Below are 24,367 nucleotides of genomic sequence, written 5' to 3'. Positions count from 1 at the left end.
TTTTCATTCTTTCAGTATTTGGATTTACTCAACGTTTAAATGCTGAAGTGAATGTAAGATATAAAAAGCCCTGCAAGAGCAGGGCTTTTTTTAAGTTATTATTTTTTTAAAATCTCTATAGATGTTCTTTCCTGCTCGACCATCACTTGGAGTTTTAGCAAAAGTTTGTGGATATCTAGTGTCTAACTTAAAGTTAGCTTTTACATGTTTACCTTCTTCACTTAATTCAATATTGAAGTTAATTAATATTTTACGTAACCTAGGGGTGACTCCTTTAAAATCTGATAAACAAGTTTTAAGCTGTTCAAGATGTTCCAAATAGCCTTTATAGGCTTCATGATTTTTTATATTTTCTCTCAAATTTTCAATAATTTCCTTATTTCTTTCGTTTAGTCCAAGTTGTTCTAAATTGAGATCTAGAATCAAATTATAGACTTTGTACTCAATTTCATTTTTGAAATATTCAGCTGTATTAAAAGGTATTTGTATGAAAGTTTTGTCTTCATCAGGATTGTTGGCAATACGAAATTCTTGATAGTCATATTGAACAGAAGCATTTTCTAATTCTGTAATTTTTCTATTTTTAGCATCTATCTCTTCTTCATATAATTTAATTAACTCTTCATAATCTTTAGGGTCTTTAAGCTCTTTTTGTTTTAAAAAATCAATTTGTGCACGAAATTTTTTCTCAAGAATAAAGTGTCGAGTCAAATTTTTAGGGAATTTTTGCATTAGCAAGGAACTTCGTACTAACTTTTTTAATTCCTCGATTAATTCTTCGTTATTTTGATTAGGCTTCAAGAAAAGTTTTCTACTAATTCCTTGTTTCCAGTAAATACCTATAGAGCTCTGATATGCATTTTTGCTTAAAGAAGCTTGACGTAATTGATTAGAAAAAAATTCATAGTTTTCTTTGGGCTCAATAAAGATATGGGCCAGACCAAATAATTCTTTTTGTAAGTCTACAATTTGTTCTTCATTAAAACTAAGAGGCTGGCTAAGATATACGCACGGAAGGTGTCCATTGAATTCACCAAGCATAAATTTAGCAACAGTTTCAATCCAATATGATGAGTGGTCTAACCAATTAATTTGATCGATTAGAAATTCACCATCAAATGCGGCACCTAGATCATCAATTAATCTACTGATAATTAGCGGTTTTTTTATTGTCTTATTGTTGGGCTTTGGATTTGTGCTAATGGTTTTTAGCTTTATTCCTATTTTAAAATTAGTACCTGTTTTTTCAACAGAAATAATAGTTATCCAATGATCAGCTTTTTGTAAATCTTTTTGATATTCAAAGTAAAAACTTTCTGTATTGTCATAAGCTACATAATTAGTAATGATTTTCTCAGATTGATTGTTAGATAACAAATTAAAGTCATCATACGCAGAAAATTGTAGATCATGGATTTTTATTTTAGAATTTTTACTTTGATGAATCCAGTCGCAGCATATATTTTTTAAGTCATCTAAAGTTTTGCTTTGCGAATCAACATTAAAAATTGTTTGGTATAAAAGCATAATTTCCCCCTAATATTTATATAAAAATTTCTTAAATTTAAAAAAAGCCCTGCAAGAGCAGGGCTTTTTTATTTAGTCAGCATATGAATTACATATTTGACAGAATTGAATCGCGAACTTGATCCATAGTTGCATCAATCGACAACATTACGGCATCTTGGCATTGCTTGATGGCAGTGTCAGGATCTTTTAAACCGTTACCTGTCACAGTACATACGATCACAGAACCTTCAGCAATTTTACCTGCTTTGATGTCACGAATCGCGCCACCGATAGACGCTGCAGAAGCAGGTTCTACGAATACACCTTCGTACATAGACAGTAGACGCTGTGCTTCTAAGATTTCAGCATCTTGAAGTTCGTCAAACCAACCTTCTGAATCGCGGACTACTGCTTTAGCATGGTTCCAGCTTTGTGGGTTACCGATACGGATTGCAGTTGCTACTGTTTCAGGGTTTTCTACAGGTGCGCCGCGTAGGAATGGTGCCGCGCCAGCAGCTTGGTAACCCACCATTGTTGGTAGACCCGCAGGTTTTGGACCTGTGAATTGATCAGTTTCAGGATCATAAACTACTTGTACAAATTCTTCTTTAGGCTGATTCGCCACAGCTTCGGTATAACCCATCCAATGTGCTGTGATGTTACCCGCATTACCTACAGGTAGGCAGTGGTAGTCTGGTGCACGACCTAATTCGTCAACGATTTCGTAAGCAATGGTTTTTTGACCTTGCAGACGGTATGGGTTGATTGAGTTTACAATCGTAACTGGTGCTTGATCCGCAACTTCTTTTACAAGACGCATACCGTCATCGAAGTTACCGTGGATTTGCATCGTTACCGCGCCATACATCATCGCTTGTGCCATTTTACCCATGGCAATTTTGCCTTCTGGGATTAACACGAATGCTTTAATACCTGCACGTGCAGCATAAGCCGCTGCGGCAGCAGATGTGTTACCTGTAGAGGCACAGATAATCGCTTTTGAGCCTGCTTCCACTGCTTTTGTTACGGCCATGGTCATACCACGGTCTTTAAATGAACCAGTCGGGTTTAAGCCCTCGTACTTCACATAAATTTCAACATTTTTGCCAATAATGCGTGGAATATTCTCAAGCTTAATCAGTGGCGTATTACCTTCGCCCAAAGAAATTGCGCGAGTAGTTGCAGATACGGGTAAACGGTCGCGATAGCGGTCAACTAAACCAGTATAACGATTGGCATTAGACATGATGATGTTCCAATTGTGTGTAGAGCTTGGCGAGAGGAACTGAAAATATTCCCCTCGACCCGATTAATTATCAAGCGATTCTAAACGAATTCGTACAATTTCGCCATGAATGACAGGCAATGCTTGAATTTGTTGAAGGGCTTCATCCATTTTAGATTCTTTAACTGGATCAGTCAGAATCACGATAGGAATAAGGTCTTTTAAGCGCGGCTGTTGCATGATCGCATCGATGCTGATTCCTGCACGGCTTAAAATCGTAGTGACATCAGCAAGAACGCCAGTTTGATCTTCGGCATTAATACGGATGTAGTATCCTGTGGTCATTTCTTCACGTGGAAGAATTGGTAAATCGGTCAGTGCTTCAAAAGCAAGCTGTGGAATTGTACCAGCGCCATCTTCGGTATATGAGATGTCACGGACAATATCAACAACGTCAGCAACCACGGCTGATGCTGTCGGGTCTGCACCTGCGCCTGCGCCATAGTAAAGCGTTGGACCAACGGCATTGGCTTGAACCAATACAGCATTTTTAACGCCATTTACATTGGCAATCAGTTGGTCTTCAGGGATCAGCGTTGGATGAACACGAAGCTCAATACCCGTTGCAGCACGACGTGCAATACCTAAATGTTTAATACGGAAACCAAGGTCTTCTGCATATTTGACATCTTGCGCAGTGACTTTGCTGATGCCTTCAGTGAAGACTTTGTCAAACTGGAGTGGGATACCAAAAGCAATAGAAGCCAGCAATGTTAACTTGTGCGCTGCATCGATTCCTTCGACGTCGAAAGTTGGATCTGCTTCGGCATAACCGAGTTCTTGCGCTTCTTTGAGAACGTCTGCAAAGGCACGACCTTTTTCACGCATTTCAGTCAGGATAAAGTTACCTGTACCGTTAATAATACCTGCAAGCCAGTCAATTTTATTGGCTGCCAAACCTTCACGGAGGACTTTAATAATTGGGATACCGCCTGCGACAGCTGCTTCATAAGCAATCTGAACGTGATGATCATCGGCCAATTTAAATAATTCATTGCCGTGTTCAGCTAATAAAGCTTTGTTGGCTGTAACCACTTGTTTGCCATGAACGATTGCTTCACGAATTACTTCATACGCAGGGTGAATGCCGCCCATAACTTCAACCACAACGTCTACATCGGGTTGACGGACGATATCTAATAAATCAGCACTTTGCTTCACTGAAGCAGGTAGTTCTAAATCAGGACGAGGGCGACGCGTACCCACATGGGTAATTTCAATTTCACGACCGGTGCGACGTTTAATCTCAGCAGCATTTTCTTTTAGTAGTTTAAGGGCACCACCACCCACAGTACCAAGACCGAGGATTGCCAGACGAACTGGTTTCACGTCACACTCCATTTATTTCATCATTGCTTTAAGTGAGTTTAGATCATAGCTAAAAAAACGTTCGGACTCTAGGGTAGAAATCACTTTATTCCCACCCATAAAAAACATTCATTTAGCCTATAAAAATTAGTTATTTAAGCGCACTTTCAAGTTCGGAAGCCGACATGTAAGCACCGATGTGTTTGCCTTCTGCGTTATAGATCGCTGGCGTACCATTCACACCAATATTTAGACCCATTTCATACATGCTGCGCACTGGGTTTTTACATGATGCTGGCTCGATTTGCTCACCGGCAATGGCTTTATCAAATGCGGCACGACGGTCTTTGCTACACCAGATAGTTTCCATCATTGGCATGTGTTGTTCACCACGTGGCCAAGCGATGTAACGGACTTCAATGCCACGGGCATTAATATCATCCATTTGTTCATGTAACTTATGGCAATAAGGACAGCTGACATCGGTAAACACATAAACCACGTGTTTGGTTTTACCTTTGGCTTTATAGATTAGTAAGTCTTCGGTTTTTAATTGATCAAATAGTTTTTTGTTGGCGTCTGCTTGTAGCGTATCGCCTACATTAAAGAGTTGTTTTTCACCCAAACGAACCACGTCGCCTTGGAAAATGTATTTACCATCAGCTGTAGCATACACTGCATGCATGCCTTCAAAACTCACCCAAAACAAATTAGGAACTTCAGTCGCTTTCACCCCAGTGACTTTGGCATTGATATTGGCTTTTTGCAAATTGGATTGCAAAGTATCAATTAAACGCTGCTGAGCATTACGTTCAGATAAATTCGAAGCTTCACCAGTTGCAGGTGTACTTGCCGTTAATGTCGCGTCTTTCTTTTCGTCATTATTTGAATTAGAACAAGCCACTAACGCCATACTGGCAACAAGTGTCGATGCGAGAAAAATTTTTGAACGGGTAAATAACATAAACAACCCTTTTCTTTTAGCTTTATCAAACAGGTGAGTAAGCATAGCAAAAAATATCGGGCACGATAGAACTTCTTGGTCTGATATTTCCTGCCGTTAAGCTCTTGGATGATAGTCTGCATGTAATTTTTGCATACGAACTTGCGCGACATGGGTATAAATTTGCGTGGTAGACAAGTCACTGTGGCCGAGCAGCATCTGCACGACACGTAAGTCGGCACCGTGGTTGAGTAAATGCGTGGCAAAGGCATGACGCAAGGTATGTGGTGATAATTCGGCTTGAATACCTGCAATGAGCGCATAGCGTTTAATCGCGTACCAAAAGTTTTGGCGACTCATCATTCCACCGAGTTGAGTGAGAAATAAAGCATCGGTTGCGCTTTTGTATAAGACGGGACGTGCTTCAGCTAAATATTTCTCGATCCATTCCACCGCCATTTGTCCTAATGGGACTAAGCGCTCTTTATTGCCTTTACCGGTAATCCGTAAATAGCCTTGTTTCAGATTGATCAGTTCTAATCTTAAATTTAATAACTCAGAGACCCGTAAACCACAGGCATACAGCACTTCGAGCATGGCACGATCACGTAGACCCAAAGCGGTGCTAAGGTCTGGGGCATTAATCAGTGCTTCGACATCTGCTTCAGATAAATCCTTTGGTAGGGCACGACCCAATTTGGGTGTTTTATGAATTGCAACAGGATTGTCGCTGCGTATTTTTTGTTCGCGCAAGAACTTGAAAAATGAACGCAGTGCAGAAAGTGAGCGGGCGATCGAGCGAGGGCTTTTTCCTTGTTTAGTCAGGCTGAGCAAGACATCTGAAATGTCGTCACTACTCCAATCTGTCATGATATGCGTATGACACTCACTGCATTGAATTAAATCAGATAAATATGCATTTCGAGTGTGTGGACTGACGGTTTGAGCAATTAAATCATCACGATATCCGTGTAAAAAACTGAGTGTTTCTGGAATTTGGACTGGGGTCGGGATTCGTGGTTTTTTATTTAACATGTGCCGCTCATTTTTGAAATTAAACCAAGAAATCACAATGGTTTAATGCAATGTAATTTAAAAAAATAGTCGTGTCGATGCTAGATTGCTAAATGAGAATTGAAATCGAATCCGATTTGTTAATTATTCTCATTTGTTTGTATAATGTTCAAAATTTTTTAGGGTTAGTTGCGTGCGATTATCTGATTTGAAAGTGAAACAAAGCGCAGTCATTCATAAGGTACATCGTAACCAGAATGGCAACAATGCTCCGGCTGATTTAGTCGCTAGCCGTTTAGAGACTTTGGGTTTTGTTCCCGGAACAAAAGTACAGGTGATTACCAAAGGTATTTTTGGTGGTGACCCGATTTTAATTCAAGTTGGGTTTACTCGTTTCGCACTGCGAAAAGTAGAAGCTGAAAAAGTGGAAATAGCAATGGAAGGGGCATCAGCATGAGTGATGCGTTATGTATTGCCCTCGTTGGTAATCCAAACTGTGGTAAAACTTCATTATTCAATCATTTAACGGGCACACGTCAGAAAGTTGCGAACTATGCTGGGGTAACGGTTGAGCGTAAAGTTGGTCAATTTACTTTGCCATCGGGTAAATCTGTTCGAGTTTTGGATTTGCCGGGGACATATAGCTTAGAAGCGACGAGTCCTGATGAAGCTATTACGCGTGATGTCGTGCAAGGTAAAATTGCAGAAGAAGGCCATCAAGATGTCTTTTTATGTGTAGTTGATGCGACAAACTTGAAATTGCACCTCGGTTTGGTCATGGAAATGATCGATTTGGGTCGTCCAATTTTACTTGTCCTCAACATGATGGATGAAGCACGCCGTCGTGGCATGCAAATCAATACCCAAAAGCTGTCTCAGCGTTTGGGTGTGCCTGTTGTAGAAACCGTTGCTGTACGTAATGCGGGTATTGAAAACTTAATGGGTGCTTTGGATGCTGAAGGTTTCAGAAAACCAGATGCGTCATTAAGTGATACCAATCTTTCTGGGACTAACCACGAAAAAATTGAACAAATTTTAAAAGACGTGGTGGTGTTTGTTGATCATGAAGATAAACGCTCAGACTTTCTCGATAAAATTTTTCTACATCCAGTCTTTGGTTTAATTACCTTAGCGGTGATGATGTTTATTATTTTCCAAGCGGTGTTTGCGTGGGCTGCGCCGTTTATGGATGGTATTGAAACCTTCTTCGGTTGGTTCGGTGAATTGGTCGGTGAACATATTTCACATCCACTACTGAACAGCTTGGTGGTTGATGGGATCATTGCGGGTGCAGGCGGCGTGGTGGTGTTCTTGCCGCAGATTTTAATTTTATTCTTCTTTATTTTGGTTTTAGAAGAATCAGGTTATTTACCACGTGCAGCGTTCTTACTTGATAAGCTGATGTTTAAAGCGGGTCTGAGTGGTCGCGCTTTTATTCCTTTGCTATCGAGCTTTGCCTGTGCTGTACCAGGCATTATGGCAACTCGGAGTATTCAAGATCCTCGAGATCGTCTGGTAACGATTTTAGTTGCACCGTTGATGACGTGTTCGGCACGTTTACCGGTTTATGCTTTACTGATCTCGGCATTTATTCCAGAGCAAATGGTCTGGGGCGTCTTTAACTTACAAGGCTTGGTGTTATTTGCATTATATGCAGCCGGGATTGTGAGTGCCTTAATTGTGGCAACAGTACTGAAATTCTTCCAAAAAGATAAATCGCAGCATGCCTTATTGATGGAACTTCCAAGCTACCGTTTCCCAGATATTAAGAGTGTTTGGATTGGTTTACTGGACCGTGCCAAGATCTTCTTGAAACGTGTTGGTGGCATCATCTTCGCTTTATCGATTTTGTTATGGTTCTTGTGTACCTTCCCGCAACCGCCAGAAGGCGCAACCTTGCCGGATATTGATTATTCATTGGCAGGTATGCTTGGGCATGTCCTACAACCGATTTTTGCACCATTAGGTTTTAACTGGCAGATCTGTATTGCCTTAATTCCAGCGATGGCGGCACGTGAAGTCGTTGTGGCAGCATTGGGTACGGTGTATGCCTTGTCTGCAACAGATGACGATGCCATGTCTCAAGGTCTGGCAAATTTAATTAGTAGTGATGGGTCATTGGGTTGGTCATTGGCAACCGGTTTATCATTATTGGTGTGGTTTATTTATGCGCCACATTGCTTGGCGACATTGGCGACAGTTAAACGTGAAACTGGCTCCTTGAAAACGGTGAGTTTCATGACCATCTATTTATTTGGTTTGGCTTATTTAATGGCATTCATCACTTATCAAATTGCAACGCGCTATTTTGGATCGTGAATTGTGAATGGCAAAAGCTGAACAAAGGAGAGAGACATGCTTGAATCAATAATTATTGCAGTATTGGTGATTTGGAGTGCTGTCGTGGTGTTTAAGAAGGTATTTCCAAAAACATCGAACTCAGTCTTCACAACTTTATCTGCGCATTGTGAAAACCGTGGTTGGAACAGTCTAGCCAAATGGTTAAAACCAAAAATGGCAGCAGGCTGTGCAGGTGGTTGTGGATGTTCAGCTTCGGATAATCCATCTGCAAAAAAAGCTGAAGTACAAGCGGTGAAATGGAAATAAGCTCGCCGTCAGTTGCTTGAAGAAACCGCCTGAAATGGGCGGTTTTTTTACGAGCGGACACAAAAAAACTGCGAGAAAGTGAAAACATAAAAAGCATTCAAAACAGCAAAGTGCTAACATTTTGTCAGATTTAAAAACCGACCAAAAAATGGGGCGAAAATGTTAATACAGCGTGGTGGATTGAAGGTTGTTGCCGGATTAGGGATTTCTGGTGTTTCCGCAGTGAATTTCTTACATAGCCATGGCTACCGCGTTGCAGTCACCGATTCACGAGCAGTCCCACCGGGTCATGATCAAATTCCAAGTGATGTACAAACCAGTTTTGGTCAGTTGGATCAAGATTTATTACTCCAAGCAGAAGAAATTATTATCAGCCCGGGGCTAGATCCAAAATTATCGCAAATTCAGGCGGCCATTGCAGCCAACATTCCAGTGGTTTCAGAAATTCAAATTTTACGTCGTGCGACGGATAAGCCAATTGTCGCGATTACAGGTTCGAATGCGAAAAGTACTGTAACGACTTTATTTGGTCTTATGGCAGCAGATGCAGGCAAAAAAGTGGCAGTGGGTGGCAACTTAGGTCGTCCAGCTTTGGATCTCACCAAAGATGATCCTGAGCTTTATGTTTTAGAGCTTTCAAGTTTTCAATTAGAAACCACGTCGAACTTGGCAGCAGAAGTGGCAGTGGTGTTGAACATGAGTGAAGACCATTTGGACCGTCATGGCGATATGATGGGCTATCACACGGCGAAGCATCGTATTTTCCAAGCGGTGAAAAAAGTGGTGTATAACCGTGATGACTCATTAACACGTCCATTGGTTCCAGATGTCACCCCAATACAAAGCTTTGGCCTAAATGCACCAGATATGAATCAGTTCGGTATTTTACGCGATACTGATGGCACAATTTGGTTGGCACGTGGTCGTGAGCGTTTACTGAAAAGTGCAGACATGTATATTCAAGGCACCCATAATGTGGCAAATGCCTTGGCATGTTTGGCTTTGGGTGAAGCGATTGGTTTGCCACTCGAAGGCATGTTGAAAACCTTGAAAACCTTTAAAGGCTTAGAGCACCGCTGTGAATTTGTCAAAGAAGTGCATGGTGTTCGTTATTATAACGATTCTAAAGGTACCAATATTGGTGCGACTTTAGCTGCGATTGATGGTCTAGGTGCCGCGATTGAAGCCAAAGGCGGTAAAGTGGCGATTATTTTAGGTGGTCAAGGCAAAGGGCAGGACTTTACTGCGCTGCGTGATTCACTTTCAAAATATGCCAAAGTTGCGGTGTTGATTGGTGAAGATCGTCCAATTATTGAAAAAGCGATTGAAGGGACAACCACGCTGATTCATGCTGAAAGTTTGAAACAAGCGGTTGAGCTGTGCCAACAAAATGCGGTAGCCAATGATGTGGTGTTATTGTCTCCAGCGTGCGCAAGTTTTGATATGTTTAAAGGCTACAGTGAGCGTGGACACCAATTTGTTGATTGTGTGAATGCACTCGTTTAAAAGAACGATAAGGAAAGTTGTATGGCTGGGTTAGCTCAGACGACCATAAATAGAATAAATGAAGTTGTAGAGCGTTGGATTCCTCGGTTACCTGCTGAGGTCAACGTACGCAATGTTTTAATGTTCTGTGTTTTGGCATTGTTGTGTATTGGTTCGATCATGGTGGCATCTGCGTCGATGCCTTATGCAGAGCGTATGCATGAAAATGCCTTCCATTACATTTCACGACACGGGATTTCGATTGCCGCTGCCGCCATGGCTGCGTATATCGCCTATAAAGTGCCGTTAAATGTCTGGTTTAACAACACCTTCTTTTTATGGATTGTGACCATTGTCCTGTTAGCTGCCGTATTGGCGGTGGGTACTGAAGTCAATGGTTCTAAGCGTTGGATTCGGATCGCAGGTTTCACCTTACAGGCTTCGGAAGTCGCCAAAGTCATGATGGCGATATTTACCGCAGACTATGTGGTACGGCGTGCCGAAGAAGTCCGTAATAACATCAAAGGCTTGGTGCGATTGGCAGTGATTATGGCTGCAACTGTCGGTTTGGTCATGGCTGAGCCCGATTTAGGGGCGACGGTGGTGATTGCCTTAACCATGCTAGGGGTATTCTTCCTCGCAGGAGCACCGTTGATTCAGTTCGCAATTGCCTTTGGTGCGATCATCATGGCTTTTGTGTTCTTGATTTTATTTGAACCCTACCGTTTAGAACGTTTGATGTCGTTCTCAAATCCATGGAATGATCCATTAGGCGCAGGCTACCAATTGTCGAATGCATTAATGGCTTTTGGTCGCGGTGAATGGTTTGGTGTCGGCTTAGGTCATAGTATTCAAAAAATGTCTTATCTACCTGAGGCACATACCGACTTCATGTTGGCGGTATTGGGTGAAGAATTTGGCTTCTTTGGGATTTTGACCGTATTGACGCTTTCATTTGTGATGTTGGTCTGCTGTATTCGCATTGGTCATCGTGCTTTACGTCATCAATACTTACGTGCAGGCTACTTGGCTTATGGCATCAGTATTATCTTCTTATTGCAAATTTTGGTGAATGCCGGCATGAACATGGGCATGCTTCCAACCAAGGGTTTGACCTTACCGTTTATTAGTTATGGGGGATCTTCTCTGATTATCTGTGCGGTTATGGTGAGTCTGATCTTAAAGATCGATGCGACGACCAAAGAAGTGAACCCAAGTAAAGAAGAATCAAGCTTCTAAATTCGTATCTCGTTGCGGATCGGGAGATGCATGGTGGAGTACACTGGCCGGCATCTCCGTTCCACAATGGAGACATTTGACAAAGCTCGCCTTGGCTTTAGATAGTGGAATCAATGGAATAAAAAATAAAGAAAAATAATTACGTTGCTGTTTCAACTCAAACTGAGTTCTGCTGCGGCAGACAGGGCAAGTAAATTGGCTCTTTTCAATGACTTTGGTTTTCGGACCAACTCCAAAAATAAAAAACATTAGGCTCTCCAACGGTCGATTGATCACTTTATTAAAGCATAATTCAATTGAATATCGAGTGATTGACTCAGATCAACATTTGGGTTTATTGATAGATTTGAGGCAATGCTGTGCCATGGGGAATATATTGAATATTCCACTGCGCAATCGCCTGTTGCAGCATAATACGTGGCGTGTCTAAGTCGACTGCCGGTTGGTGTAGGGCGTGCAATGCTTGTTGTAATAACGGTGCCGCTTGGCTTAAATCAAGAGTTTGAGCCATATTCTGTTTTGACAGTTTTTGTCCTTGATTATTCATTGCTAATGGCAAGTGCATGTATTCAAGGCGTGGATAACCCAAAACCTGTCCGAGCCAAATTTGACGTTCAGTATTGTCCAAAAGATCAGCCCCACGTACAACATGGGTCATCCCTTGTAGGTAGTCATCCACCACGACAGCAAGTTGATAATTGATAATGCCATCACGGCGTTTTAAGACAAAGTCACCTAAATCTTGCTGCAGATTGGAGCAATGCGTTCCTTGTAAGCGGTCGGTAAAACAAATGTTCTGTGCATCGACTTTGATTCGAATGGCCTGATCCTGAAGGGGAAGGCCCAGATTGCGACATGTACCTTGATAGATATGATTTGAACCGAGCATTTTTCGGGTGCATTGACAAGCATAGACCAAGTCTTGGGCATGCAAATGTGCAATGACTTGCTCATAGATTTCGAGGCGGTCTTTTTGGAAAATGATCTCGGCATCTGGTTCGAATTGAAATGCATCAATACAACGTAAGATGTGTTCTTCGCTGCCGGGAAATATACGTGGAATGTCGGTATCTTCGATACGAACCACCCATTGCCCCTGATGGGCATGGGCATCGCAGTAGCTTGCAACTGCTGTAATTAAAGAGCCAAAATGCAAAGGGCCGGTTGGCGATGGCGCAAACCGACCCACGTAATGCTCTGCAGCTTTCCCTCCCTTATCTAAAGGGAGGGCTAGAGAGGAATTACTCAACACAGAATTAACCGTTATTTTGCTTCTCTTTGATCTCTGCAAGTGTTTTGCAGTCGATACATAAAGTCGCTGTTGGGCGCGCTTCTAGGCGACGTAAACCAATTTCGATACCACACGTTTCACAGAAACCGTAGTCATCATTTTTGATCGCTTCAATTGATTGTTCAATTTTACGGATCAGTTTACGTTCACGGTCACGTGTACGAAGTTCGATCGCAAATTCTTCTTCTTGCGTTGCACGGTCGTTCACATCTGGAAGCGCAGTATTTTCGTCCTGCATGGTATTCAAAGTACGGTCTACTTCTGACATTAACTCAGCTTTCCACGCCAATAAGATGTGGCGGAAATGCTCAAGTTGCCCTTCAGACATGTATTCTTCATTCTTTTTAGGCTGATAAGGTTCAATACCAAATAAGCTTGCAGTAGAACCACCTTCAGTCGCCTTTGGCTTTGATTTGCGCACGCGTTTGGTAGACTTTTCGTCTACTACATCAGTTTGTTCGTCTAAGACTTGATTTTGGTTGTCATTCGCCATATAGGGCATTCCTCATCATATGCATATATCTATACGCAAAAAATATGGTGATATGCAAGTTTTTTATCCACCCAACACAGAGTTTCCTTCTGTGGGGGTCGTCATCATATAGACTTTTTCTGCTTATTGATAGTCTTTGATGTTTGGATTCTAACTATCACTTTTCCTTTAGAAGGCATAAAGTAAAGCAAAAAAATCAAATTGAAAAGTTAATAACCTGAAATTTCAACATTAATTTGAGGTTGTTTCAATTTGACCCGAACAACTTCCGTTTTAAATTCACCATTATCATTCAGATAGAGTGCACGATACCCTGGTAAAGCTTCATCTAAGGCAAAATTTTCACTATGTGGTTTGAACTGAACACTGGTCGAAGGTGTCGATAAAAACTGAATATTGCGCCATTGATTAGACGAGTCTTGATGTACGTGTCCGCACAGTACAATTTTGACATTGTCATGGCGTGAAAGCACATCCATCAGATGTTCAGCATTTTTTAATTTGTGCTGATCTATCCAATGCGATTGCATGGCAAAAGGGTGGTGGTGGCATGCCACAATGATGTGTTGCTGTGGGTGTGCTGTGAGCAACTGATCTAATTGTTCTAGCTGCTGTTGTGATACCCAACCATCGACTTTTCCTTTGACCGCACTGTTCAGTAAAATCAGACACCAATTGCCTAATGCGATGCAGTGAGCCCGATCTTCCTGTTGATGAAATGGGAAGCAAGACGCTTCGTCATGGTTCCCCGGAATCTGATAAAACGGAAACGGCTGCTGTTGCATATATTCGCGATAACGCGCATAGGTGCGCTCTACCGGCACTTGTGCAAGATCGCCAGTATGGACAAGCGTATCGATGTGATGATGGTTCAACTGAATTTGTTGAATCACATCGTGAAAACTCTGCTCTGGATTCATGCGGACAAACTCAAGATCTTCCTGATCCATTAAATGTGTGTCCGAGATCTGGATCAGTGTCCAGTCGTATTGTGGTGTGTCCCTTAAAGTCATGTCCTTCCCCTTAGACATTCCTTGTAGTATGTATTTGTTGTTGTAACCATTGCAAGGCCATAATGACAGGTGCGTTTTTTAGCCGACCATTGGTTAATAATTCAGGAATATCAGCATAGTTTAAGATATGCAATTGAATATTTTCTCCCTCATCAGGCATGCCAAAGACTCCTCCATGTTCGGGCAGTTCAGCTTCAGCACTATAAAGGTGGAATAATTCAGCACAGGCACCCGCAGAGGGATAAAAACTAAATAAATGCTGTAGTGCATCTAATTCACAGCCTGATTCTTCCAAACTTTCACGACGGATACAGCTTTCAGCAGATTCATCACCATCGAGCACGCCGGCAATGATCTCTAGTTGCCATGGCGAAGTTTCATCATCAATCGCCCCAATGCGGAATTGTTCAATTAAGGCAAATTTTTGTTGTTGATGGCTATAAATCAGTACACCTGCTGCTTCAGGACGATGAATCAATTCACGCTGAATGGTTGGAATCATGCTGTCTTGATGGAATAAGCGGTGTCGAAGCAGAACTTTTTCAACTTGAATAAAGCCTTTATAAAGATGTTCACGCCCTTCAATGCTGTAATCTTTTTTGTTATATGTGGCCTGTTTAATAATATTCATAAGCGCTAATTAGGATGAAATCTTCCATTTCATCCTAACCGAGATTTTGTTGAATACAAAAGATTTTTTTTAAGCTTTACACTTTATGGTACAACTTTTGACCATGTTCATGATAGGCCGCTTTCATGCTTTGTAAACCTGTCTCAATTTCAGGATTAGATTCTGAAGAAAGCTGCATATCTTGCTGATTTTTTGCATAATCTCTCACATTTTGTGTGATTTTCATCGAGCAAAATTTAGGTCCACACATTGAACAAAAATGGGCCGATTTATGTGCTTCTTTCGGCATAGTTTCATCATGCATGCTGCGTGCTGTATCAGGGTCTAAGCTCAGATTAAATTGGTCTTCCCAGCGGAATTCAAAGCGTGCTTTCGACAATGCATTATCACGGGCCTGCGCACCGGGATGACCTTTGGCAAGGTCTGCGGCATGGGCTGCAATTTTGTAGGTGATAATGCCGTCTTTGACGTCTTTTTTATCTGGTAGACCAAGATGCTCTTTCGGGGTCACATAACACAGCATGGCGGTGCCATACCAACCAATCATTGCCGCACCAATCGCAGAGGTAATGTGGTCATAGCCCGGGGCAATATCGGTGGTGAGTGGTCCAAGCGTATAGAAGGGCGCTTCTTTGCAAACCTCGAGTTGTAGATCCATATTTTCTTTGATCATGTGCATTGGTACATGGCCTGGGCCTTCAATCATGACTTGTACATCATGCTCCCATGCCCGGTGAGTCAATTCACCTAAGGTGCGTAATTCACTAAATTGAGCTTCATCGTTAGCATCTTGAATACACCCTGGACGTAAACCATCACCTAAACTGAATGACACATCATAGGCTTTCATGATTTCGCAGATTTCATCAAAATGCGTATACAGGAAGTTTTCTTCATGATGCGCTAAGCACCACTGCGCCATGATGGATCCGCCACGTGACACAATCCCTGTTAAACGGTTGGCGGTGAGTGGAACATAACGAAGCAGCACGCCTGCGTGAATCGTAAAGTAATCGACACCTTGCTCTGCTTGTTCAATCAGTGTGTCTTTGAAAATTTCCCAGGTTAAGTCTTCTGCGACACCGTCAACTTTTTCTAAAGCTTGGTAAATCGGTACGGTACCAATGGGTACAGGTGAGTTGCGAATAATCCATTCTCGGGTTTCATGGATATTTTTACCTGTCGATAAATCCATAATGGTGTCAGCGCCCCAACGAGTTGCCCACGTCATTTTTGCCACTTCTTCATCGATGCTTGAGCCGAGCGCTGAGTTACCAATGTTGGCATTGATTTTCACCAAGAAGTTACGACCAATAATCATCGGTTCACATTCAGGATGGTTAATGTTGGCAGGGATAATGGCACGACCTTCAGCCACTTCTTGACGTACAAATTCAGGCGTGATTTCAGTTAAATTACGGGCGCCAAAATTTTGACCGGCATGTTGGCGCATATCAACACCTTCACGCTGGCGCTGATTTTCACGAATCGCAATGTATTCCATTTCAGGAGTGATGATGCCTTGTTTGGCATAGTGCATTTGAGAGACATTGTGTCCACGACGAGCGCGACGGGGTTTTGAAATATGCGCAAAACGAATCTCTGCAGTACGAATATCTCGAAGACGCTCTTGTCCAAATTTTGAAGTTAAGGTATCGAGTATTTCCGTATCATTTCGAGACTCGATCCAAGATTCACGGACATTAGGTAGACCTTGATTCAGGTCAATTTGAATATTGGGGTCTGTATAAGCACCAGAGGTGTCATAAACCATGATCGGCAGATTTTTTTCTCCACCCAGACCTGTAGGCGTATCTGTAAGACTGATCTCACGCATTGGTACGCGAATATCTGGACGTGAGCCTTGGATATAGACTTTCTTTGATGCAGGGAGAATACGAGTGAGATCTTTAGCATCTTGTTCATGTTGAGCAGCGCGATCTGAAGCGGTGAGATTCGTTAATTGGTTCATTGCAATGATCCTTATGAATGACATCAACGAATCAAGCACGACCAAAAACGTGGCGGTTTATCTGATGGATTCACCTGAAAATAAAGGCGTAAAACCAAGAGATAAGAAGGGCTTAAGTTTTTAGATGGCTTGATTCCTACGCAGGTATTAACCTGATCAGGTTCAACGGTACTCATCCTTAAATTTAGCGAACTAAATTTAGATGATCTCAGCAGGAAATTACCTGCGCTCCGTCAAGCTTTGTGCGGATATTAGCATGAAGGCTGTTTTAAAACAGTGTTATTTTTCATCGATTTTGCAGTGCAGAATTTTGGCTAGGCACATGTGCAATTGAACTTGCATTGGCTAAGTAGAGGACTGATTTACACAGATGGCGTCACTAAAACAGTCTTTCTTATAATGCGGATCAGGATTGCGGACACCAATTAAATTCAACAGCTGCGCTTCTGATCGCTGATTAGATGCAGCAGTATTTTGATCTAATAATTTTAAAAATAAACGCGCCTGATCTGCCAATTTGGAGTTTTTTAATTGAGCCAAGCGTTCAATTTCTTCTAAAGAACTGGCTTGAATACTGAGGCGGTCTGAAAAATCATTGGAAACTGGACTATGTGCCGAACCAATAAATAACAACTGGCTATATTGATATAGTAATTGTTGTGCATCTTTTTTGTAGGGGCTATCTGGATATTGTTTGAGATAGTCTTCCCAAAAAATTGCACGTGTCGCAATCTCTTGCGGCTCAATGGCTAAACTTTGTTGCAGCAAGGCAGGTTGTGCATTTTGTTCAGCCAGTTTTTCAATAAAGACTTGCTCAGATTCTTCCATATAAGGCGCAAAAATTTTGGCTAAATATTCAGGACTGCGGCGATAGCGTAATTGTCCTTCACCTGCATCGAACAACTCCACATAAGCTTGGCCTTTATGTTTCAGTAAATACTGATCTCGGGCAGTGAGCTGCTCATAATGATTTTGTTGAATGGTGGGATGCTGAGCCATATCAAAGGCAAATTGTTCGAACGCCATTTGCTGTTGAGCTGTACGTTCAACATGTAAAAAGTTGCGATACATTTGATTGGACAAACGCAGTAATTTTTTTTGTTCGTCCGCTTTTAATAGCGGTAAGCAGACTTTGAGATCTTGGTTGATTTGTTCTAAAGCGAAAGTTGTTCGTTGATCGTCTATTTCCAGCATGTTTTTTTCAAGTTTTTTGCACAGCAAAGACAAATCGACTGCTTCTTTTTGAACAGTCTTATTGTTGGGAAACTCTGGTGCAGGTTGAGGTTCAGGCTGTTGTTGGCATCCATTCAACATACTGAAACATAAAAACATTGCACTAAACTTTGCAGGCAGCTGAAAAAATTTTGACACAGGAACTCGATGCGCTATAGAAGTGGTATTGTCCGATGGAATGTCGACTATTCTATAGATGAAACACGTGCAATATGTGTACTATTGTACAGTTCTTTGTTATAGCGTTGTGAGTAATGTCCGAAAACGACTGAAATTATCTGATTTTGTCGCATTTGATATAAAAAATTAATAAAAATCATACGGAAATTTGTAAGGATATGATTAGTATCTGCTTAGTTTTAGGCTTGAATATTCAATCTCGGGTATTTGAATATTAGGAATTTACAAAAAAAATGAACAAAAAAGTTGTGGTGGGTCTTTGTTTGCTTTTCACGAGTCAATGGGCGTGTGCGCTAGACCTTGTGCAAGCTTATGAACGTGCAAAACAGGAAGACCCCAATTGGCAAGCCAATAAACTACAATATGAAGCAGATAAGTTGAATTTGGGGATTGCCAATGGGAACTTACTCCCGACGGTAACAATCTCCGGAAATGTGACCCGAAAAAATCAAAATTCCAACCAAAGTGGCGCTCAAGCAGGGCTGATCATGCCAGACAGCACCACAACAAGACAAATTGCGCTCACTGCCCGTCAGCCCATTTTTCGTTGGGATGCATGGGAAGGGCTGAAGCAAGTCAAGACCTCGATTAATTTAAGTGAAATTAATCTGCGGATTCAAAAACAAGATCATATTTTAAATGTTTCTGAAGCTTATTTTAATGTCCTACGCCAACAGGCATTAACGGTTGCCAACCTACAAGAAGAACAGGCGCTTTCTGAACAGCTGCGCATGATGAATGGCAAATTAAAAGAAGGCTTGGTGGCAAAAAGTGATGTCAGCGAAGCCAATGCACAATATCAAAATGCACGGGCAAACCGCATGGCAACCAATGTTCAATTGGTTTTGGCGCAGGAACAATTACAGCAATTGATTGGGCCATATCGAGAAAATTTGGCGGTGTTACGTGAAGATTTTCAGTTTGAAAAACCGATTCCAAACAATGTACAAGCGTGGGAAGAACTGGCTCAGGGGCAGAATCTAGGTATTTTACAAGCGCGTATGCAACAACGATATGCGGAAGATGGTAAACGTGTCGAAAAAGCCGCCTTATATCCTCAGATTGAAGCGGTAGGTACCTATGGGTATAACAAGCAAAGTCCACAATCCATCATGTCGCAAGATGGTCAATTTGATCAGGTGGGGATTGAAATGAACTGGAATGTGTTTAATGGTGGACGGATACAGAAATCCATTAAGCAAGCGGCGATCAATGTTGAAAAAAGCCAAGCACAGGTGGATGCAGCGATTCGAAAAGCACAAACCGATGTAAAAAAATCTTATATGCAAGTCGAAACGGATCAAAGTAAATTACAGGCACGTAAAGCTGCGATGGATTCTTCCGCGCAAGTGTCTTTGGCGTCACAAGCCCAGTACCAAGAAGGTCTGAAAACTATGGTTGATGTGCTACTGGCACAGCGTAATGCTTTTTCAGCCCGTCAAGATTATTTAAATTCCAAGTACGATTATTTAATACATGTACTGCAACTCAAAGCCTCCGTTGGGAAATTAACGGAAGCTGATTTAGTGGAAATGAATGCGTGGTTGGTCGATCAGAAAAATCAGCCATCGATCCTACTAAAGAAATAATCCATGGTCATAAAAGTTTCACAATCAATATGCTTTAATATGGCACTAAAATCTGCCGATTCAAGTTGTAGTGGAGACTCGCTTTGCCTAATAATCCTGTTTTAAACCATCACATTTCTTCGCAATTCAATGAAGAATTGCAGGATGTGCATACCAAATTTATGACCATGGGTGGTTTGGTGGAGCAACAGGTTGCAAATGCCATTCATGCCTTATTGGATACGGATGCAACGATAGCGATCGATGTTCAATTTCAAGACAATACGGTGAACCGTATGGAAACTGAAATTGATGAAGCGCTTACCCTAATTTTGGCACGTCGTCATCCTGCTGCGATTGATCTACGCATGGTGATTGCGATGTCGAAAGCCAACACTGATTTAGAACGGATTGGTGATGAAGCGGCAAAAATTGCCCGTATTGCACAAAGCTTGTGTGAAGAGGGTGGTTCACCGCGGGGTTATATGGAAACACGGCATATTGGCAACCAAGTCCGCGTGATGATTCATGATGCGCTTGATGCCTTTGCACGTTTGGATGTAGATCAGGCTTTACGTGTCCTTTTGGCCGATGCTGATATTGACCGCGAGTACCAATCGGCAACCCGTACCCTCATGACGTATATGATAGAAGATCCACGCCACATTACTCGGGTCATGAATGTACTTTGGGTGCTGCGTTCACTTGAACGTATTGGTGACCATGCTCGAAATATCTCTGAACAAGTGATTTATATGGTGAAAGGTCTAGATGTCCGTCACACCAGTGTTGAAGAAATTGAGCAAAAAGTTCAGCGTTAATGGATTAGCATCAAGATGAACGAAGCCCATCAAACGATGGGCTTTTTACGGTCTAAATTAACTATGTGTTTCTTCGTCTTCCTCAAAAGTTCGGGCAATTTTGTCAATATTTAAACTTTTCGCCATCGCATCGAAGATTTGCTTATAGGCACCTTCTTGATGGTACAAATCATGATGCTCCCCGTGTTCTACGATTTGTCCGTCTTTCATCACATAGGTGTAATCAGCATCGATAATTTGCGACAAACTATGCGAAATCATGATAACGGTACGCCCTTGCTTAATTTGATCCAGACTATTTTTAATTTGTTCAGCCGCGATCGCATCTAAACTAGCAGTCGGTTCATCCAAGAAAATAATCGGCGGATTTTTTAGGAACATACGTGCCAAGGCAATGCGCTGTTGCTGTCCACCTGAGAGCAGTAAAGCATCGGCTTCATAGGCATGTGGCAGTTTTAAGATCTGATCATGGATCGAGGCTTTCCGTGCGGCATCAAAGACTTCTTGCTCTGTAGCTGTACTTTTGCCATAGCGAATATTTTCAAAAATTGAACCTGGGAAAATATGATTTTTTTGTAAAACCAAACCAATATTTTCACGTAAATACTGCGTATCAATCTGTTCTAAATCGATGCCATCGAGTTTGATATTGCCCGCTTGAGGATGATAAAACTTATCCAGTAAGCTAATTAATGTCGATTTACCAGCGCCAGATAAACCAACCAAGGCGGTAATTTTATTTGGTTGGATGGTCATATTGATACGGTGTAATGCCTGAAAACCATTGGGATAACTAAAGTCGACATTGCTCAATTCAAATTGACCTTGAATCGGAGGTTGGGCAGTACCACTGGTTTCAATTTCATGATCCGCTTCTAAGATGTTAAAGAAGCTTTCTGAATAAATCATCGCAGAGTTAATTTCATCATAGATACGATGCAGCGAGCGAATCGGGGCAGAGACATTATTAAATAACAACACGTGATACATAATCATCCCGATACTCATTTGCCCATCCAAAACAAAATAGGCCGTCAGAATGATGATCAGCACTACACCGACCTGTTCAATAAAGGTTTTGAGTCCGTCAAAGATATAACTGGTTTGCCGTGTCTGCATCTGGTTTTCAGTCAGTGACTTTTGCAGATTTAATTGCTTTTTCGATTCGACGGCTTCTTTGTTAAAAGATTTAATGACCGTTATCGAATTGATAATACTCAGAATACCCTGATTTTTCTTTTCAAAATTATCGCGTAGGGCACGGCGTTTGCCTGCCAGTTTTTGTGATTGTTTAAAGGTCAGCCAAAAATAAATCGGCACGATAATTGTGGCCACCACGCCAACCCAAACATTGGCATAATACATTAAGCCCAGTGCAATAATCGCACTGGTAAAAAGCGGTAAAATATCAATAAAAAAGATTTGAACTAGTCGTGTGAGCGAGCTGACACCCCGATCAATTCGAGTTTGGAGCTTACCTGCTTGGTTGTCTTGTTGATCGAAGAATGCCAATCGATAGGTGATAAATTTTTCAATAATGCCTTGGGACAAATCCTGAGAAATTAAAATACGTAACTTTTCACCAAACGATTTTTGTCCAAATTGCACGATGGCATTGATGACTTCTTTTCCCAGTAAGACTACGGTGATGGTGATTAATATATGCCAACCATTGGCTAGACCGAGGCCTTGTTGTAAAAGCTGATTGATGCTGTCTACGGCATATTTGAGTGTCAGGGCATTCACCTGTGCCGTGAGTGAGCCAATTAAGGTCAAGATCAGCGTCACGACCACCAGCCAGCGGTATGGCTGTACGAATGGACGTAATTTTTGGAAAAGCTGCCACAAGTTCATAAGCAATTATTTTTATTGTGAATATGAGCTTTAGTCTAAGACTGAAAATTCTATGCGACAAGTAATGACAATGTTTTGATTTGTGACGAGCGTTTTTCGGCTAAGATATTTTTTAAATGTGCTCACGACATCAGCATCACGCTGCTGTGCCAAACAGTGTTGAGTTGAACCGATGAATTTTGAATGTCTTGTCCTGAAATAGATTGACAGTATTCCACTTCAAACCGAGTTGTTAGCGGCAGTGTAAAAATGACCCCCTAATGGCATTTAAAAACTGACCCCCTTGGTTAATATAGCGGTCATTTTGGACTGCTCAACATGTTAACTTTGGAGCAAGCAGTGACAATCCAAATACTTCATCAACAAGGTAAATCTATTAAAGCCATTAGTCGTCAACTGGGGGTGTCCAGAAATACCGTACGTAAATATTTACGGCAAAACACCACACCTCAGTATCAGCGTATACAGCCTAGAATAAGTATCCTTGACCCATATAAACCCTATTTACTCCAACGTGTAAATGCAGCTCATCCTGAATGGATTCCTGCTGTCGTGCTCTACCAGGAAATTTTAAGGTTGGGATATCCAGGAAAGATCAGGATATTGAGGGAATATCTTGCAACATTAAAACCAGTTGCCAAACCGGAACCGATCATTCGTTTTGAAACCCAACCTGGCCAACAAATGCAGGTGGATTTCACCACGATTCGACGCAACAACACGACTTTAAAAGCCTTTGTCGCAACATTAGGGTATTCCAGAGCGACTTTCGTGAAATTTTATGATCATGAACGTACCGATGCATGGATCGATGGTCTAGAAAATGCATTTCAGTTCTTTGCAGGAGTACCTCAAGAAATCCTGTTTGATAACGCTAAAACGATCATGATTGAACGGGATGCCTATCAGGAGGGGCAGCATAAATGGAATCCCAAACTGCTCGACTGCGCCAAGAAATACAGCTTTCGTCCTCGCGTATGTAAGCCCTACCGTGCACAGACCAAAGGCAAAGTTGAACGCTTTAATGGATACCTCAAATCAAGCTTTATTGTGCCATTGAAAGCAAGCCTGAAGACTTCGGGTTTACTGTTAGATGTTGATGTCGCCAATGCCCACATTGGCCGGTGGCTGCATGAAACCGCCAATCAGCGGATTCATGCCACCACGCAAGAAAAACCGGCTGTTCGACTGCAACAGGAGCAGCAAAAATTTACGCCATTACCGCAATCAGATACAGGTTCCTGCACTGTACCTGTTGCAGCAGCAGAGCATGTCATGCCCTACGAGAGTTTGCAGCATCCCTTATCGGTATATGACCAGTTGCTGGGAGTTTCATGATGAATCTGCAATACGACCGTATAGAGCAACTTTGCCAAAAGCTCAATCTGCCTGCCATCGCATCACAATGGTCACATCATGCACAACAAACATTAGGTCAAGATGGAAGTTATGCCGACTTTGTTGAAGCGATCTTGACGCATGAATATGCTGCCAGGCAACAGCGCAGTCAGCAGGTACTGATGAAACTCTCAGGCCTGCCTCAAGTCAAAACCCTGGAAGACTATGATTTTAATTATGCCCTAGGGGCCCCTAAATCACAGGTGATTGAACTGTTCAATCTGAGCTTTATTACTAGAGCAGAAAATGTGGTGTTTCTCGGGGCTAGCGGAGTAGGAAAAACGCACTTATCTATGGCATTAGGCTATAAGGCCATCATGAACAACATTAAGATCAAGTTCATTACCGCCGCCGATCTCATGCTGCAACTAAGTACAGCCTACCAGCAAGGTAAACTGAAAACCTATATGCAACGTGCGGTACTGGGACCAAAGTTACTGATTATCGATGAAATTGGTTATTTACCGTTTGGACGTGAAGAAGCGAATCTGTTCTTTAACGTGATTGCCAAGCGTTATGAAAA

22 protein-coding genes and 1 riboswitch are annotated in these 24,367 nt (G+C 41.9%); of the genes, 9 read left to right on the top strand and 13 right to left on the bottom strand.

From position 1 onward, the window contains the following. Positions 1-90: 90 nt before the first annotated feature. The 5 genes from FTU37_RS07680 to xerD form a co-directional block, all read right to left on the bottom strand. Positions 91-1,527, bottom strand: a complete 1,437-nt coding sequence (locus FTU37_RS07680) for a hypothetical protein (RefSeq protein ID WP_180022067.1) — start codon at positions 1,525-1,527, stop codon at positions 91-93. Positions 1,528-1,615: 88 nt separating this feature from the next. Next, positions 1,616-2,755 (bottom strand): threonine synthase, encoded by a 1,140-nt coding sequence (gene thrC / locus FTU37_RS07675; RefSeq protein ID WP_078189447.1) that lies wholly within the window; start codon positions 2,753-2,755, stop codon positions 1,616-1,618. Between the two features lie 63 nt (positions 2,756-2,818). After that, positions 2,819-4,123, bottom strand: coding sequence for a homoserine dehydrogenase (locus FTU37_RS07670; protein WP_180124112.1), 1,305 nt, complete (start codon positions 4,121-4,123; stop codon positions 2,819-2,821). Between the two features lie 130 nt (positions 4,124-4,253). Continuing rightward, positions 4,254-5,066 carry a DsbC family protein gene (locus FTU37_RS07665; RefSeq protein WP_180124111.1) on the bottom strand — a complete coding sequence of 271 codons (813 nt, stop codon included), beginning with the start codon at positions 5,064-5,066 and terminating at the stop codon, positions 4,254-4,256. Between the two features lie 96 nt (positions 5,067-5,162). Continuing rightward, a complete protein-coding gene (gene xerD / locus FTU37_RS07660) occupies positions 5,163-6,080 on the bottom strand; it encodes a site-specific tyrosine recombinase XerD (RefSeq protein WP_180124110.1) in 918 nt (305 codons plus the stop codon). Positions 6,081-6,252: 172 nt separating this feature from the next. Here xerD and FTU37_RS07655 point away from each other — a divergent pair, with 172 nt between their 5' ends. The 5 genes from FTU37_RS07655 to ftsW all read left to right on the top strand — a co-directional run bounded on the left by FTU37_RS07655 (position 6,253) and on the right by ftsW (position 11,390). Then, the gene (locus tag FTU37_RS07655; RefSeq protein WP_078189444.1) at positions 6,253-6,516 is read left to right on the top strand and encodes a FeoA family protein; all 264 of its coding nucleotides are present in this window, start codon (positions 6,253-6,255) and stop codon (positions 6,514-6,516) included. Continuing rightward, positions 6,513-8,378, top strand: coding sequence for a ferrous iron transport protein B (gene feoB, locus FTU37_RS07650; RefSeq protein ID WP_180124109.1), 1,866 nt, complete (start codon positions 6,513-6,515; stop codon positions 8,376-8,378). Before FTU37_RS07655 ends, feoB begins: the two co-directional genes overlap by 4 nt. A 36-nt stretch (positions 8,379-8,414) precedes the next feature. Next, positions 8,415-8,666 carry a DUF6587 family protein gene (locus FTU37_RS07645; RefSeq protein ID WP_180124108.1) on the top strand — a complete coding sequence of 84 codons (252 nt, stop codon included), beginning with the start codon at positions 8,415-8,417 and terminating at the stop codon, positions 8,664-8,666. A 159-nt stretch (positions 8,667-8,825) separates the two neighbouring features. Beyond that, positions 8,826-10,172 (top strand): UDP-N-acetylmuramoyl-L-alanine--D-glutamate ligase, encoded by a 1,347-nt coding sequence (gene murD / locus FTU37_RS07640; protein WP_180124107.1) that lies wholly within the window; start codon positions 8,826-8,828, stop codon positions 10,170-10,172. A gap of 21 nt (positions 10,173-10,193) precedes the next feature. Continuing rightward, positions 10,194-11,390: a putative lipid II flippase FtsW gene (gene ftsW, locus FTU37_RS07635; protein WP_078189440.1), complete on the top strand. Its 1,197-nt coding sequence runs from the start codon at positions 10,194-10,196 to the stop codon at positions 11,388-11,390. Here ftsW and FTU37_RS07630 read toward each other — a convergent pair. From FTU37_RS07630 to FTU37_RS07600, 7 genes are all read right to left on the bottom strand, one after another. After that, positions 11,379-11,639 carry a zinc-ribbon domain-containing protein gene (locus FTU37_RS07630; RefSeq protein WP_180124106.1) on the bottom strand — a complete coding sequence of 87 codons (261 nt, stop codon included), beginning with the start codon at positions 11,637-11,639 and terminating at the stop codon, positions 11,379-11,381. The genes ftsW and FTU37_RS07630 overlap by 12 nt on opposite strands. A gap of 85 nt (positions 11,640-11,724) precedes the next feature. Next, positions 11,725-12,642, bottom strand: coding sequence for a tRNA glutamyl-Q(34) synthetase GluQRS (gluQRS, locus tag FTU37_RS07625; RefSeq protein WP_373686297.1), 918 nt, complete (start codon positions 12,640-12,642; stop codon positions 11,725-11,727). Positions 12,643-12,646: 4 nt separating this feature from the next. After that, positions 12,647-13,174: an RNA polymerase-binding protein DksA gene (gene dksA, locus FTU37_RS07620; protein ID WP_078189438.1), complete on the bottom strand. Its 528-nt coding sequence runs from the start codon at positions 13,172-13,174 to the stop codon at positions 12,647-12,649. Between the two features lie 209 nt (positions 13,175-13,383). Next, positions 13,384-14,187 carry a 3',5'-cyclic-AMP phosphodiesterase gene (gene cpdA, locus FTU37_RS07615; RefSeq protein ID WP_180105641.1) on the bottom strand — a complete coding sequence of 268 codons (804 nt, stop codon included), beginning with the start codon at positions 14,185-14,187 and terminating at the stop codon, positions 13,384-13,386. 10 nt (positions 14,188-14,197) lie between these two features. Next, entirely contained in the window at positions 14,198-14,818 is a 621-nt protein-coding gene (locus FTU37_RS07610; RefSeq protein ID WP_180039952.1) for an NUDIX domain-containing protein, read from the bottom strand. Between the two features lie 76 nt (positions 14,819-14,894). Further along, positions 14,895-16,790, bottom strand: coding sequence for a phosphomethylpyrimidine synthase ThiC (thiC, locus tag FTU37_RS07605; RefSeq protein ID WP_078189435.1), 1,896 nt, complete (start codon positions 16,788-16,790; stop codon positions 14,895-14,897). Between the two features lie 116 nt (positions 16,791-16,906). Continuing rightward, positions 16,907-17,033, bottom strand: a riboswitch (TPP riboswitch). Positions 17,034-17,135: 102 nt separating this feature from the next. After that, complete coding sequence (locus FTU37_RS07600; RefSeq protein ID WP_233945409.1) at positions 17,136-18,104, bottom strand: hypothetical protein; 969 nt, start codon at positions 18,102-18,104, stop codon at positions 17,136-17,138. A 332-nt stretch (positions 18,105-18,436) separates the two neighbouring features. On the opposite strand from FTU37_RS07600, the gene FTU37_RS07595 reads away from it, so the two are divergent. Continuing rightward, a complete protein-coding gene (locus FTU37_RS07595) occupies positions 18,437-19,792 on the top strand; it encodes a TolC family outer membrane protein (protein WP_180124104.1) in 1,356 nt (451 codons plus the stop codon). 83 nt (positions 19,793-19,875) lie between these two features. Then, positions 19,876-20,592 (top strand): phosphate signaling complex protein PhoU, encoded by a 717-nt coding sequence (gene phoU / locus FTU37_RS07590; RefSeq protein WP_180088863.1) that lies wholly within the window; start codon positions 19,876-19,878, stop codon positions 20,590-20,592. Positions 20,593-20,649: 57 nt separating this feature from the next. Here the strand turns inward: phoU and FTU37_RS07585 are convergent, their stop codons facing one another. Then, complete coding sequence (locus tag FTU37_RS07585; RefSeq protein ID WP_078189432.1) at positions 20,650-22,446, bottom strand: ABC transporter ATP-binding protein; 1,797 nt, start codon at positions 22,444-22,446, stop codon at positions 20,650-20,652. Between the two features lie 318 nt (positions 22,447-22,764). Here FTU37_RS07585 and istA point away from each other — a divergent pair, with 318 nt between their 5' ends. Both istA and istB read left to right on the top strand, forming a co-directional pair. Further along, positions 22,765-23,784 carry an IS21-like element ISAba8 family transposase gene (gene istA, locus FTU37_RS07580; protein WP_075315047.1) on the top strand — a complete coding sequence of 340 codons (1,020 nt, stop codon included), beginning with the start codon at positions 22,765-22,767 and terminating at the stop codon, positions 23,782-23,784. After that, a partial coding sequence (gene istB / locus FTU37_RS07575; protein WP_180124103.1) for an IS21-like element ISAba8 family helper ATPase IstB occupies positions 23,784-24,367 on the top strand: 584 nt, incomplete at its 3' end. The genes istA and istB, both read left to right, overlap by 1 nt.

This window comes from Acinetobacter sp. YH12097 (assembly GCF_013419225.1).
GTDB classification, from domain to species: Bacteria; Pseudomonadota; Gammaproteobacteria; order Pseudomonadales; family Moraxellaceae; genus Acinetobacter; species Acinetobacter amyesii.
The sequence above is the reverse complement of the archived record's forward strand: the minus strand, read 5'-3'. Positions and strand labels throughout refer to the sequence as shown.